Source organism: Rasiella rasia (assembly GCF_011044175.1).
GTDB classification, from domain to species: Bacteria; Bacteroidota; Bacteroidia; order Flavobacteriales; family Flavobacteriaceae; genus Marinirhabdus; species Marinirhabdus rasia.
Genome location: NZ_CP049057.1, coordinates 1,822,287 through 1,837,119, shown reverse-complemented (window position 1 = coordinate 1,837,119; position 14,833 = coordinate 1,822,287). Strand labels below are relative to the sequence as shown.

Annotated in this window: 9 protein-coding genes; 5 read left to right on the top strand and 4 right to left on the bottom strand. The window is 38.9% G+C overall.

Annotation, left to right across the window (positions count from 1 at the left end; all coding sequences use genetic code 11):
* The first annotated feature begins 5 nt into the window (after nucleotides 1–5).
* From G5B37_RS08390 to G5B37_RS08380, 3 genes are read left to right on the top strand one after another with little or no spacing between them, the layout of a single operon-like run.
* Nucleotides 6–3,374 (top strand): autotransporter outer membrane beta-barrel domain-containing protein, encoded by a 3,369-nt coding sequence (locus tag G5B37_RS08390; RefSeq protein ID WP_164679591.1) that lies wholly within the window; start codon nucleotides 6–8, stop codon nucleotides 3,372–3,374.
* Nucleotides 3,352–3,951 (top strand): hypothetical protein, encoded by a 600-nt coding sequence (locus G5B37_RS08385; protein ID WP_164679590.1) that lies wholly within the window; start codon nucleotides 3,352–3,354, stop codon nucleotides 3,949–3,951. The genes G5B37_RS08390 and G5B37_RS08385 overlap by 23 nt, the downstream gene beginning before the upstream one ends.
* An 8-nt stretch (nucleotides 3,952–3,959) precedes the next feature.
* On the top strand, nucleotides 3,960–8,681 hold the full coding sequence (locus tag G5B37_RS08380) for a BspA family leucine-rich repeat surface protein (protein WP_164679589.1): 4,722 nt from the start codon (nucleotides 3,960–3,962) through the stop codon (nucleotides 8,679–8,681).
* 51 nt (nucleotides 8,682–8,732) lie between these two features.
* Here G5B37_RS08380 and G5B37_RS08375 read toward each other — a convergent pair whose 3' ends face one another.
* The 4 genes from G5B37_RS08375 to panC all read right to left on the bottom strand — a co-directional run bounded on the left by G5B37_RS08375 (nucleotide 8,733) and on the right by panC (nucleotide 12,240).
* Entirely contained in the window at nucleotides 8,733–9,887 is a 1,155-nt protein-coding gene (locus G5B37_RS08375) for an alpha/beta hydrolase (RefSeq protein WP_164679588.1), read from the bottom strand.
* 50 nt (nucleotides 9,888–9,937) lie between these two features.
* Nucleotides 9,938–10,915 (bottom strand): lysylphosphatidylglycerol synthase transmembrane domain-containing protein, encoded by a 978-nt coding sequence (locus G5B37_RS08370; RefSeq protein WP_164679587.1) that lies wholly within the window; start codon nucleotides 10,913–10,915, stop codon nucleotides 9,938–9,940.
* Nucleotides 10,916–10,917: 2 nt separating this feature from the next.
* On the bottom strand, nucleotides 10,918–11,268 hold the full coding sequence (gene panD, locus G5B37_RS08365) for an aspartate 1-decarboxylase (RefSeq protein ID WP_164679586.1): 351 nt from the start codon (nucleotides 11,266–11,268) through the stop codon (nucleotides 10,918–10,920).
* A gap of 126 nt (nucleotides 11,269–11,394) precedes the next feature.
* A complete protein-coding gene (gene panC, locus G5B37_RS08360) occupies nucleotides 11,395–12,240 on the bottom strand; it encodes a pantoate--beta-alanine ligase (RefSeq protein WP_164679585.1) in 846 nt (281 codons plus the stop codon).
* 184 nt (nucleotides 12,241–12,424) lie between these two features.
* Here panC and G5B37_RS08355 point away from each other — a divergent pair, with 184 nt between their 5' ends.
* Together G5B37_RS08355 and G5B37_RS08350 are read left to right on the top strand one after the other, a co-directional pair.
* On the top strand, nucleotides 12,425–13,237 hold the full coding sequence (locus tag G5B37_RS08355) for a glycogen/starch synthase (protein WP_164679584.1): 813 nt from the start codon (nucleotides 12,425–12,427) through the stop codon (nucleotides 13,235–13,237).
* Between the two features lie 51 nt (nucleotides 13,238–13,288).
* The gene (locus tag G5B37_RS08350) at nucleotides 13,289–14,827 is read left to right on the top strand and encodes a DUF4270 domain-containing protein (protein WP_164679583.1); all 1,539 of its coding nucleotides are present in this window, start codon (nucleotides 13,289–13,291) and stop codon (nucleotides 14,825–14,827) included.
* The last annotated feature ends 6 nt before the right edge of the window (nucleotides 14,828–14,833 follow it).

Below are 14,833 nucleotides of genomic sequence, written 5' to 3'. Positions count from 1 at the left end.
CAGATATGAAAAAGTTAGCTTTTATAGTATTCTTGGTAAGTTTTTATAGCATTGCTCAAACAGATGGCTTGAGTTACCAAGCGGTAATTATTGATCCTGATATTCAGGAAGTGCCTGGAGTAGATATTTCAGGTAATGTTTTAAACAAACAAGATGTTACAGTTCGTTTCACCATTATCAATGAAGCAGGTAACGCACAATACAGAGAAACGCAAGGAACGAGAACAGACGCCTTTGGGATGATTCATCTTATTATTGGTCGTGGAGAGGTTGACTTCGGAAACTTTCACACCATTGTTTGGGACGGTACTGCAAAACAACTTAAGGTAGAAGTAAACCTAGGTAACGGCTTCAAATTTCAGGAAGAAAAGGAATTATTATATGTACCATATGCTTTTCATAGAGATCTAATTGCTACAAAAGAACTGCAAGTAGCAGGTAATGTAACTTTTGATGGAAATCTTGAAGTAGATGGAAAGACCAATCTCAATGATGATCTAGCTGTAAATAACCAAACCGAAACAAAACTAAGTGGTCTACTTTCGGTCGACGGACAAACTATTCTTAACGACTCACTTACCGTTGCCAATCAGTCGCCAACAGGGTTAAGAGGGACGCTTTCCGTAGCAAAAGAAACACTATTAAAAGATTCGTTAGTGGTAAGAAGACGAACTCGCCTAAAAGCAGCACTCGATGTAGAAGAAAACACAAATCTAAACAATGGTCTAAATGTTGAAAATGCTAGCCCAACCGTACTTACAGGATCTTTAAAGGTAGACGGAGAAACGAATATTCTAAGCGATGTAAATGTGAATAACGGTAGTAATGTTGATGTTTCTGGAGATATGCTCGTTCAAGGAGCCACTACATTAGAACAAGATCTAACGGTAAATGGAATTACAAACTTAAACAACACCGTACAAGTGAATAATCAGGCGCCAACCGCTATGACGGGCACTTTAACAACAGAAGGCCCTACTCGAATTGAGAATACATTAATAGTACTGGGAAAGTCTAATTTAGATGGAAACCTTAATGTGAATGGTCAAAACCCGACGCAATTATCGGGAACCTTAACGGTAGGTTTAGAAACCAACTTCAATAATAGCTTGACTGTACATAATGCGGCGCCAACAGATTTGTCTGGCGATCTTACGGTGGGAGGCGATGCAACTTTTAATAGTGACGTTACCATTAATGGAGTGACCAATCTGAATAACGATTTATTTGTGAATAACGGAAGTCCAACCAACCTATCAGGCACCTTAACGGTGAATGAAGCAGTAAAATTAAACAGCACCCTAAACGTCGATGGAGCTACAACACTGGAAGATGGTCTTAGCGTACTGAATGGAGCAAATACGATGCTTTCTGGAACCAACACGGTAGATGGGGCAGCACTTTTGCAAAATACTCTAACCGTTGCAAATGGAAGTGCTTCTTCGCTAAATGGTACATTAACAGTAGATGGTATCACCAATATAAATGATAATTTAAATGTAACTGGAGGTAGCTCTACGAATCTTAGCGGAACTTTATATGCGGACTCTGGCGCGACACTAGGAGATGATTTAACCGTTGCAAATGGTAGCGCAACTGCCTTAAGTGGCGAACTTGAAACGTATGGAACCAATAATACCTTTAATAGTACATTTCGCGTAAATAACGGCGCCGCAACAACACTCACAGGATCTTTAGACGTATCTGGTGGTAGTACTTTTGGCAATACGTTGAATGTCACCAATACAGCGCCAACAAATTTTAGCGGATTGCTTACAGTAGCAGGCGCCACCCAAATAAATAACACTGCTACAATTTCTGGAATTACTTTAATACAGAATGATCTAACGGTAACACAAGCGGCAAATATGCCCAACATTTTCACTACAAAACTAACCATAAGTGATGATCAGGTTGGAGCTGTTTCTACTTTTGAAAATACGAATACAGGAACATCTGGCGCCGATAGTGGCGATGGTATTTTAATAAAGTTAGGAAGAACACACGGAGCCTATAACGGTGCGCCAGGTTCAAATAATCCATCAGATTATCTACAAGTTAATAACCCTTACCTTAGTTTGTATCAATCACAGCTTACTGCGGTAGGGAATTTACTTTCGGGCACATCTCCATCTGGAACCAGTATCGATGTGAATGATATCTTTGCATTGATTCCTGCAAACATGGCAGCAGGGCAATTTGGAAGTATTGGTAACAGCATCATTGGAGAAATAAATAACAGATTAGGCCTGCCAGTTAACACACCCGAATTGGCTGTTCCTAGAACTACCATTTTTCCAGAGGTAACTATTTATTCAGGATCAGGACAAATATGTTCAGGACAATACTGCTTTAATCCTTGTACATTCTTTAATTGTACAATTTGTATTCCTCCTATAGAATTTTGTGTACCTGAATTACCAAGAATTTATATTCCGGCCATTGTAGTGCCACGAACTACGCTGGTACCTGCTATAAACAATATTGTACCTGCTTTTCCGCAAGCAATACCTGAGATTGGACCTGGAGATGCTGTGTTGTCTATACCTAATGTTTCGTTTGGTCTAGTTTCTAATTCTATGAGTAAAGAAAATGTATTTATGTCGTTTCAAGATCAAGGAGATCGCCAAACGGGAGCTGTTGTGGCTCAGTCTACACTAGACTTTTTAGGAAATACCATTTTAGATCCTGTATATGCCATTAATGTGGTAGCTGGATTTGTGGGTGCAGATTTGGTAGATGGTCTAGTGACTGGTGGTGTTGAAATGTCTAACCTTATAGATACCTTTAATAAGATTGGAGTTTCATACGAATCGGGTCATGGTGATTATGCAGAATGGTTACCTCGTGAAAACCTTTCAGAGTATATTACCGCAGGAGATATTGTAGCAATTAGGGGTGGAAAGATATCTAAAGATTTGAACAACTTTGAACAGCTTTTAGTGGTTTCTCACAAACCTATTGTGTTGGGGAATAATCCAGTTGAAAAGGATAAATATAAAGGAAATCCGGTAGCTTTTTTAGGTCAGGTGCCAGTGAAGGTTATAGGTCCGGTTCAGCAAGGTGATTTTATTATTGCCGATACACAGATCGCTGGTTACGGAAGAGCGATTTCCGAAGAAAACATGCAGCCAACAGACTACCAGATGATGGTTGGAAGATCTTGGGAAACCAATGCCAATGAAGGTCCTAAGCTGGTTAAAATTGTAATGGGACTGTATACAAATGGCTGGATAAAGGATGTAAATGCTATTGAGACACAACAACAAGAATTAGACAAAACTATAGAATCGTTAGAGCTGAAACTTCAACGCATTTCTAAAAAATTAAATACAACAAAAGAGCGTGATTATGCGAGTATTAATAAAAAATAAAAGTCTTTTTATCGTTTTTACTTTGTGCCTTGCAAGCTTGTCTTTGTTTGCGCAGCCTACATTATCTGAATCTGAGAGTAATGTCATTACAGGAGAACAGCTTAAGGAAATGATGGCTAATGAAGAGGTGCTGAAAGAGTGGATTGCAGAAGTGCAAAAACCAGGAGTTGTAGTAGACGGTAGTACGATGATTTTTAGTGATGAAGCAAAAAAATTAGGACAAGATGAAACCTATAGGGCATCTGTTTATAAAGAGGCCTACACCTTAGAAGATATTAAAGAGTCGATAGAGAAGTTTGAAATTCAGAAAGCGTTTTGGAGAATGATTAATTTATATCCAGAGAACAAACAACTAATGCTTCAGTTTATGTATGCCTATGATAAAATTGTTCCAACCGATAAGTTGGCAACAGCTTCGTTTTATACCTATGCGTTTTTTGATCCCAGAATTACAAAAATTGTTGACGGAAAACCAGATGTATACAGACCAGATCTTTTTGAAGACTATTTCAGAATAACAAAAGAAATTGTGGCCTATGTCGCCATGCTCAGAGAACAAGAGAAATCTGCCAAGTAATCAAGAATATGAAAAAACATACAGCTTTAAACGTACTCTATTTACTCTTGGTCTGCCTGTTTATAACGCAGCAAGGAGATGCTCAGAATTTTGTAACAACATGGGAAACTACTGCCGCTTCAGAAGTAATTACCATACCAACCGATAGCGGAGAAACATATCTATATGATGTAGATTGGGAGAATGACGGCACTTTCGACGACATTGGTGTAACCGGAGATGCTACACATACATATGCAACGGCCGGAGTGCAGACTATTGCAATTCGAGGCAATTTTCCTAGAATCTTATTTAATAATGCAGGTGACAAAGATAAAATTATAATAATTAATGAGTGGGGGACAATAGCATGGAGCTCTATGGCAAATGCTTTTGAAGGATGTACAAATTTAGTTGTTGGCGCAATAGATACACCAGACCTTTCGGGGGTAACAGATATGTCTGCCATGTTTAAAGATGCAACGGCATTAACAACACTAATTGGTAACTGGGATGTAAGCACTATTACCAATATGTCTAGTCTTTTTGAAGGTGCTAGTAGCTTTAATCAAAATATCTCAGGTTGGGATGTTAGTGCTGCTACAAATATGACCAGCCTTTTTGAAGGAGCTTCAGATTTTAATCAAGACCTAGGAGGTTGGAATGTGAGTAACGTTTCAGATATGAGCAATATGTTTGCAAATGCGGGTTTAAGCACAGTAAATTATGACAACTTGTTGAATGGGTGGGCGAGTCTAATTTTACAAAACGGAGTTGATTTTAATGCAGGCACAAGCACTTATTGTTTTGGCACTACGGCGCGAACATTAATAACCACACTTTTTAGCTGGAACATTATAGACGCTGGTCAAGATTGTTCAGATACGTTCGTTTCAACCTGGAAAACAGACAATCCAGGAACCTCGGCTATGAACGAAATTACGATCCCAACCAATGGGCCGGGATATTTATACGATGTAGATTGGGGAGATGGCACGCTTAGTACCAATGTTATGGGAGATGCTACCCATACTTACGGTGCTGCAGGTACCTATACGGTAAAAATAAGAGGAGCTTTTCCGCAGTTATTTTTTAACAACGGAGGTGATAGAGAAAAACTTCTAGACGTAACCAATTGGGGGACGATTGCTTGGAGCTCTATGGAAGGAGCTTTTTATGGATGTACAAATTTGGCAATCACAGCAACAGACGCACCCGATTTATCTGGAGTGACGAGTATGCGGCAAATGTTTAAAGGTGCTGCGACCTTTAACGATGACATTAGCTCGTGGGACGTAAGTACTATAGAGGATATGTCTGAAACCTTTAACGAGGCAGCCCTATTTAACCAAGATATTAGCGGTTGGATGGTAGACAATGTAGAAAATATGGAAGCCATGTTCGCACAAGGTAGTTTTGACCAACCTATTGGAACGTGGAATGTATCTCAAGTTACGACGATGGAGAGTATGTTTGCTGAAACTCCCTTTAATCAAGATATCGGAACATGGATCACAACTAGTCTTGAAAATACAGACTCTATGTTCGCTAATGCCACGCTCTTTAATCAGAATATTAGCAGCTGGAATATGTTGAACGTTACAAACATGCAGGGGATGTTTTTAAATGCTGAAAGTTTCAACCAACCACTAAATACATGGATTGTCACAAATGTTTTGACAACAGAAGGTATGTTTTCTAATGCCGACAATTTTAATCAGCCAATTGACGCTTGGGTTTTTACAAGTATTGATAATATGAGTGGGATGTTTACCGATGCGTTGGCGTTCAATCAGCCTATTGGAAGCTGGCAAGTAGGAACGGTAACTAACATGTCTAATATGTTTAACGGGGCATTGGCGTTTAATCAAAACCTTAATCTTTGGGATGTAAGCCAAGTTTCTGACATGAGCTTTATGTTTGCTGGGGCGATAAGTTTTAATTCAGACATCACAGGTTGGACGGTAAGTGCCGCAACAACCATGGAAAACATGTTTAACGAAGCAGTTGTGTTTAACCAAGACATTAGTGCTTGGGATACATCTATGGTTCAGAATATGACAGAAATGTTCACAGCTGCAGCAGCCTTCGATCAAGATATAGGAGGTTGGGATGTTACTAATGTTACAAGCATGGATAATATGTTTTCGGGAGTGTCATTAAGCATTGCTAACTATGATGCACTCCTAATAGGGTGGGATGCGCAAACACTACAAAGTGGTTTAAATTTCAATGCAGGTACAAGCCGTTACTGCAATGGAGGTACAGCAAGACAAAATATGATTGCTTCAGACGGCTGGCAAATTATCGATGCCGGAGCAGAAAATGTAAATCCGGTACCAGACAGCGCCACATTACCTGATATAACGAGCGAATGTGAAGTAACAACACTGCCAGCTCCAACAGCAACCGATGTATGTGCAGGGGTAATTACCGCTACAACAAATGCATTTCCTGTTTCTATTCAAGGGGCAAATACGATTACTTGGACCTATGACGATGGTAATGGAAATATAGTGACCCAAGATCAAGTTGTTACTATTACAGACAACACTCCGCCAGCGCTTACAGCTGTTTCAAATATATCTGTGGCTGCAGATGCTGGAGCATGTAGTGCGGTGGTGAACTTCACGCCACCAACAGTAACAGATAATTGTAGTTTTAATGTAGTTTCAACACATCTTCCTAACGATGCTTTTTCAGTAGGGACAACAACTGTAGTATATACAGCAACCGATACGGCTGGTAATTCTGCTGAAACTTCCTTTACCATTGTAGTAACAGATGATGAAGACCCAACATTTTCTGGATGCCCCACATCATTCACAGTAAATGCAGAACCAGGTTCGTGTGGAGCTATTGTTAATTATATGGAACCAATTGCCGCAGATAATTGTTTTACGTCAGTTACCTCGTCTCACAATACTGGGCAGTTTTTTGCTGTAGGTGTTACAACGGTTACGTATACTGTTACTGATAATAGTGGAAACAATGCACAATGTTCTTTTGATATAACTGTTGCAGACACAAGCACACCTGTATTTGTAGGTTGTCCTAGTGATATTATTGTAAACAGTGCTACAGGAGCTTGCGGTGCAACCGTTACCTATACACCACCAACTGCAACCGATAATTGTGGAGCCACTGTAACGTCTACTAATAATTCTGGAGACACCTTCCCGGTGGGCGTTAATACGGTTCTGTACACGGCTATTGATGCCGCTGGAAATTCTATAGACTGTTCGTTTACCATAACCGTACTAGATACCACAGATCCCGTAATTTCGAGCTGCCCTTTTGATATTAGTCAGAATGCAGATCCTGGTTTGTGCACCGCGGTTGTATCTTGGACTCCTCCTTTACAAACAGATAATTGTAGTGCAACACTTACAACTACGCATAATCCGGGAGACGTTTTTGCTGCGGGTGTAACAACCGTAATTTATACCGCAACAGATCCTGCTGGAAATACCGATACATGTTCATTTACAGTAACTATTACTGAAAATGAAGCACCCATGATATCTAATTGCCCTACCGACATACTAATTGCAAACGAAACGGGGTCATGCGGCGCTGTAGCTACTTGGATACCACCCACGCAAACTGATAATTGTGGTGCATCTTTATCAAGTACGAGTGTGCCAGGAGATTTTTTTCCTGTAGGGGCCACAGTAGTAGAATACACAGCAACAGATACGTCTGGAAATCAAGCAACCTGTAGCTTTACTGTAACGGTTGCCGACACTGAAAATCCTATCATTTCTGGATGCCCGTCAGATATAAATGTATCAAACGATTTGGGTGAGTGTGAAGCAATAGTTACTTGGTTAGCTCCAGTACAATCTGATAATTGTAGTGCCATCCTAACCTCTACTCATGACTCTGGAGACGCATTTAGCGTAGGGACAACCACAGTGGTTTATACTGCTACAGATTCTTCTGGCAATAGCGTTTCATGTTCATTTAATGTTACAGTGATAGATAACGAAATGCCTGTGATTAGTAATTGTCCCACCGATATTACTGTTTCAAACGATTTTGGTCAGTGCGATGCAAATGTTAGTTGGGTGGCACCAACTGCTCAGGACAACTGTGTTGGCTTAACATTTGTCGCTACGCATGCAAGTGGAGATATGTTCCCTGTGGGTACTACTACAGTAACTTATACCGCAACCGATAGTGCTGGAAATAGTGTTGATTGTAGTTTTACTGTTACGGTAGAAGATGACGAAGCACCCGCAATTGCATGTATTGTAGACAACAGTGTTTTTATAGATAATGGAGCTAGCTTTACAATGCCCGACTATTTTGGCGATGCAATTATAGACATAACAGATAACTGTACTGTGCCTATTACGAGCGTAGTTCAGAATCCAGTGCCTGGTACGCAATTAACCCCAGGGGTATATCCCGTAACTATCATGGCTACAGATACTGCAGGTAATGTAGAAACCTGTTCTTTTGAGCTAACTGTAGAAGAAGTTTTGGCAACTCAAGAATTTGAAATTAGTGAAGCACAAGTCATTCTATATCCTAGTCCAGCGACTTCGATAGTCTATGTTGAGGTGCCTAAGAGCATTGAAGTTGATAGAATTACTATTTTCGATATAAGCGGAAGACAGGTTAAAACTGCATCGTTTTCGGCCGCTAAAGTTTCCGTAGATGTTTCAGAAATGGCAAGCGCAACATACTTTTTACATATTGAAACCAATCTAGGAAACGTAACCAAACAATTTATAAAAGAATAATACTAACCAAGTAGTTTTGAACGCCGACGGTCTCGTACTGAAGGCGTTTTTTTAGTATCCGAAATCTTCTTTAATCTTATCAGCTTTCTCAAGCATTAAATCGATAGTGATAAAATCTACTTCTTCTTTGTCAAATGCACCCTGAAATGTACGCATTGCTTTTTTTGGCTCTCCCAAACCTTCTAGAGCAAGTCCCATATAATAGTCACCTAATACCGTGTCTGGATATTGCTTTTGAGCGAGTGATGCTATAGTTCGTAGCGATTCCCATTGCTTTTTCTTTTCGGCAGCGGTGGCAGTAGCAACAAAATCGTTTACTCGAATTGGGTTTGTAAGTCCAAAAAGATCTTCAATTACCTTGTATTTGTCTAGTAAATACTGACTTATAGGCGTGTCCATTTTCAGGAGTTTTTCGCTAAACTCTTGTTTGCTAATGGGACGATACACAGAGAACATTTTTTCTAATGCCGAAGGAATTGCACGTGCCACAAGGGAGTAATGTGTAGCGCCGTCAAAATTATCGAAATGATAGTCGAAATTATCGCTTTTCAATGGCTTTAATGCAGCGTCTAGCTCTATGGTTAGCTCCATAAGATCTTTTATATCATCTGTTCCAGTTGCCAAATAGTAGAATGTTTTTGTGGTAATTGCCGGAATACGTTCTGGAATACGTTCTGCCATCATTGGCGCTAAATCTGGACTTAGATTAATATAACCGTTAAACAGTGGTGGGTCTTTAAAAAGATAGTAGTTAATGAAGTTCGCGGTAAAATCATGACCAACCGCAATGGTAAATTGGGCGGTTCTAAAATTATTGTCTATATAGGGTAGCAATTCTAATCCAATAAACTCAAAAAAATCGGCTCCTTTGTCTTCTGGCATGAAGTTTACATCGTCATAAGCGCCGTCGTCATAACGAGAATCGCCTTGCATAATACCTACAACAATGCTCTCGGGCATATCTTCCCAGTAGCTAAAATAATCTACGTTTCCTGCTACGGGTTCAAAGAGATAGTTGGCATCTAACACCACAATAATCGGGTATACTTTTTCTGTGTTTTCTTCGTAATCTCTTGGTAACTGAATTTTCAGCTTTCTAGTTTCGTCTAATCTGGTAGACGCAAACTCTTCATATATTATTTTAGATTGTGCAAGTGTAGTAAGGGATATAAAAAAGCAAGCTGAAAGTAATAATAGACGTTTCATGTTTCTCAAATTTTTAGAAACCGAAAGATAGTAAATTTATAAGCACCGTTTTAACCTTTTGCTGTGGTCTTATGTCTATTGTAGAATGGTAGTGCTAGAAAAGAGATACCTCCAGAGGCAATAATATAAATCATATGACTGGTCCATACAATCCATCCAAGTGCAGTACCTACGGTTTCAGCAATTCCAAAAATGAGTAAAATACCCATAATAGCTGCAGGGTAGGTGCCAAAGCCACTGTTGGTAAATCCAAAGGTGAAACTACCTACTACAAATGTGGTAATTATAATACCCAACGAAATATTGGAGGTTGCATCAAGGGCTTGTGTGGCAACATAAAATGAGGCGAGATAAAGAATCCATATAGTCACACTCCAGAATATAAATTGCCCTTTTTTCTTCATATGTGCAATGCTCAATATTCCTTCTTTTAACCCAGAAATTAGTGTGTTTATTTTAACGCTAAGTTTACTTTTAGAATATTTCAGAAAACCAATAAATACCAGTAATAAAAGAACTGCTGCACCTAAGATAAGCAGGAGCTTTTTTACAGGAACCACCTCGACGAGGTAGGCATATAAAACGTCAAATTGTAATGCGAGTGAAAGTCCGATAAAAAATAGCAACAGCACGAGGTCTATAATTCGTTCAGAAATCACAGTACCAAAGCCCTTGTCAAATGGCACGTCTTCGTATTTTGTAAGTACTAAGGCACGCGAAACTTCGCCGCTTTTCGGAATAAAAAGATTCATTAAATACGCTACAGAAACCGCCATAAAATTGTTGGCTAGTTTCGGAAAATAACCAAGGGGTTGTAATAGAAAATTCCAGCGATATGCTCTTATAAAATGGCTTAGTACGCTTAAAACAACAGACAGGATTACATATCCATAATTAGCGCTTTTAAAGTGAAATACTAACTCGTCTAACTGCTCTGCTGAAAATTTATTGAAAATATACCATATTAAAAACACCCCTAACGCGAGTGGTAGGGCGATGCTTAAAAATTTGGATACAGATTTGTTCACCTTTAGGTAAGGAGGTTGTTTTCTTCGTTTGGAAATACCAGCGCCGGTTTAAAGGTTTTGGCAGCAGCCACGTCCATAATGGCGTATGTTATTAAGATAAGGATATCGCCAGGCGCAACTTTTCTTGCCGCTGCACCATTTAAAGTGATTTCTCCACTGCCTCTTGGGCCAGGAATGGCATAGGTTTCTAGGCGCTCACCGTTATTGTTGTTTACAATTTGCACCTTTTCTCCTTCCACAATATTTGCGGCGTCTAATAGGTCTTCATCAATGGTAATACTGCCAATATAATTTAAGTCGGCACCCGTTACCTTCACTCTGTGAATCTTAGATTTTACTACATGAATTTGCATGGTGCAAAGATACAATTAGATTTTAAATTTTGGTTTCACATTTGTAGATTTCAAATAAGTGAAACGTAATGCTTAAAATGATGGGTAGAAAAACTTTCTTAAAGATATTATAGTCTGCGCTATTATTTAAGTAAGCGCCATGTTATCTATAAGGCGTACTTCACCAGAAAAAGCTGCCACAAAAGCTCTATAGGGGGCATTTTTTTGTTTCCGCTTGGCTGTTTTGAGTGTGTTTGCATGTGCAATTTCGAAATATTCTAAACGGAGATGTGGGTTTTTTCTGAATGCTTCTTCGGCCATTCTTGTGAGCGCAGGAATTGATTTGTGATTAAAATTTTCTTTTATGGTTGTGAGTGTTTTAAAGATAAACGCTGCTTCACGTCGCTGAACATTAGTTAGCCTGGCATTACGCGAACTCATGGCAAGTCCGCTCTTTTCTCTTAAAATTGGGCAACCAACGATCTGAACAGGGAGTTTTTCTATCTTCACCAAGCTTCGAACAATTTGGAGTTGCTGAAAATCCTTTTCGCCAAAGTATGCTTTTGCAGGTGTAACAATTCGAAATAAGTGATTAAGTACTGTGCCTACCCCGTCAAAATGACCTTCTCTATGTTTTCCTTCCATCTCGTTTTCTAGTCCGTCAAAGTTATACGCTTTAGAAACGATGTTGTTACCATAAATTTCAGCAGGGGTTGGTGCAAATACAATGATATGCGAGGATGTTTTTTCTAGCAAAGAAGCATCTTCTTCTATGGTACGCGGGTATTTTTGAAGGTCTGTGGCATTGTCAAACTGAGTGGGATTTACAAATATACTAACCACCACTTGGCTATTCTCTTTTAAGGCAGTTTTAACCAGCGAAACATGACCTTGGTGTAGGGCACCCATAGTTGGTACAAAGCCAATAGATGATGTAGCCGGAAGTTGGTCTAGTTTTTTTCGCAGGCCTTGAGTGGTATGGTATATTTTCATAAAATTTAGTTAATCCCCCGCAAAATTAAGTTATTAGGTGATAACTACATAAATTTTCGTAATTTTGCGTGTTTTAAGCAAGAGCACCAAAAACACAAATATTTAGATGCCCGTGGTGCTTGATAAACCAAATGAAAATGCTAATCGGGGCATAGTATTTTCTTGTAATTAAAATATTTTATAGATGAAAGATAAGAGAATCTTGTATGTGTCTTCTGAAGTAGTTCCCTATCTCCCAGAGACCGAGATTTCTTCCATGTCGTTTGAGACCCCTAGAATGGTCAATAGTAAAGGTGGGCAGATTCGAATTTTTATGCCTCGCTATGGAAATATTAATGAGCGTAGACATCAATTACACGAAGTAATTCGCCTTTCAGGAATGAACTTGGTGATTAATGATATGGATATGCCTCTTATTATTAAAGTAGCCTCTATACCGAAAGAGCGTATGCAGGTATACTTTATAGATAATGAAGAGTATTTTAAGCGAAAAGCTACGTACGCAGATGAAAACGGTAAACTGTTTCCAGATAATGACGAGCGTGCTATTTTCTTTGCAAAAGGAGTTATTGAAACCGTGAAAAAATTAAACTGGTCTCCAGATATTATTCATGTACACGGTTGGTTAGCTTCATTTTTGCCACTTTACTTAAGAAATTATTATAGCAACGAACCATTGTTTGAAAATAGTAAAATTGTTACCTCTGTATACAATCAAGGCTTTGAAGGAACGTTAGACCTAAAGGTAACTGATAAAATGACCTTTGACGGTATTGCTGAAGATAAAATTGAGGCTTTGAAAAATCCAGATTACACAAGCGTAATGAAAGTGGCAATAGAAAATTCTGACGCCGTGATTGTGAATTCTGAAGAAATACCTCAGACACTTAAAGATTACGTTGAAACCATCGACAAACCAGTACTGCCATACCAAAGTGCTGAAACCATCCAAGACGCATATTTAGATTTTTACCAAAACAAAGTGTTGGCCGAATAGCCACAAATTTGAAGAAGCATTATGAAGATAAAGAATATGTTGCCTAAACTAATGGCAATTTTAGTCGTAATTGTGGTTTTCGCCTCTTGTGAAGAAGACTTCAATACAATTGGATCAGACATAGTAGATCAGAATTTTACATCAGAGCTTTTCGACGAAAGTGAGATTGTATCGTATAGTAGAAAATTATTGCCGGTACAAACAAGTGCTTTGCCTGCATATCAACTAGGTGTCTATAACGACCCAGTATACGGCGAGTCTAGAATAAACCTACTAAGTCAGGTAACACTAGATGCAACAGATCCTGATTTTGGCGATTGTACTCAACTAGATAGTGTTGTGTTGTACCTTCCGTTTTTTAGTACTGCAACTACCGTAGACTCTATTACTACCTATGAAACAGATTCTATTTTTGGAGGTGACCCAATTAACATCACAATTTATGAATCTAAATTCTTTCTTAGAGATTTAGACCCAGAGACAAGCTTCGAAGAACCACAGAACTATTATTCAAATCAGGGGCAAACTTTCGATGACTTCATAGGAAATAAATTGGCAACAATTGTAGATTTTGTACCAAGCTCCGATGGAATCGTGCTTAACGATACAACAACATTGCCTCCAGGATTACGAGTGAAACTTCCAAACGACTTTTTTCAGCGTCGCATTATAGACCAAGAAGGTGAAACAACATTAATTAACAATAATAACTTTAGAGATCACCTAAGAGGTATTTACTTTAAGGTAGAGAATTCTACCGGAAATGGAAGCTCATTTATATTCGATATTCTAGACGGAGATAATGATCCTTCAAATGATGCGCGAATAGATTTGTTCTATACGTATAAAACCTTAACGGGGGAGACCTGTGAAGAAACTACACAAGACCCTATTGAAGCAATTGCTCGACTTAACTTTGATGCGGTAAGTGTGAATACTTTTGAAAACGATTTAAACCCTGCTATTGCAAGCCATTTAGCTAATCCAAATATTAATGAAGGCGAAGAAAACTTGTACATACGAGGAGGTGACGGGATTATTTCGGTTATTGAACTGTTTGGCGAAGATATAGATGGAAATGGCGTAGCAGATCAATTAGAGTTTCTGCGTGAACAAGGCTGGCTTATTAATGAGGCTAACCTTATCTTTTATGTGAATCAAGATATCGTTGCAGGTGGAGATGATGAGCCGGATAGAATTATTATATACGACTTAGGAAATGATTCTTTCTTAACAGATGTCGCGCTAGATCCTACTTCGGCAGAAGAAGATTTTGAAGCGTTTACCGATCATTTTGGTCCGTTAGAACGTGGCTCTGATGATACTGGGGAATTTTACAAGCTTAGAATCACCAACCATGTTAGCAACTTAATAAATCAGGATTCAACCAATGTTCCTTTGGGAGTGATTGTTTCTCAGAATGTTGCAAACTTTAATTTTCAAGACTTAGAGAACTCACAAGCACCTGGAATCGATAACGTTCCAGCATCGGCTGTTATTTCACCAAAAGGCACTGTGCTTTACGGTAACAAAGCAGTGAACGAAGCTAAACGTTTAAAACTTCAGATTTTCTATACAGAACCTAATTAATATTTT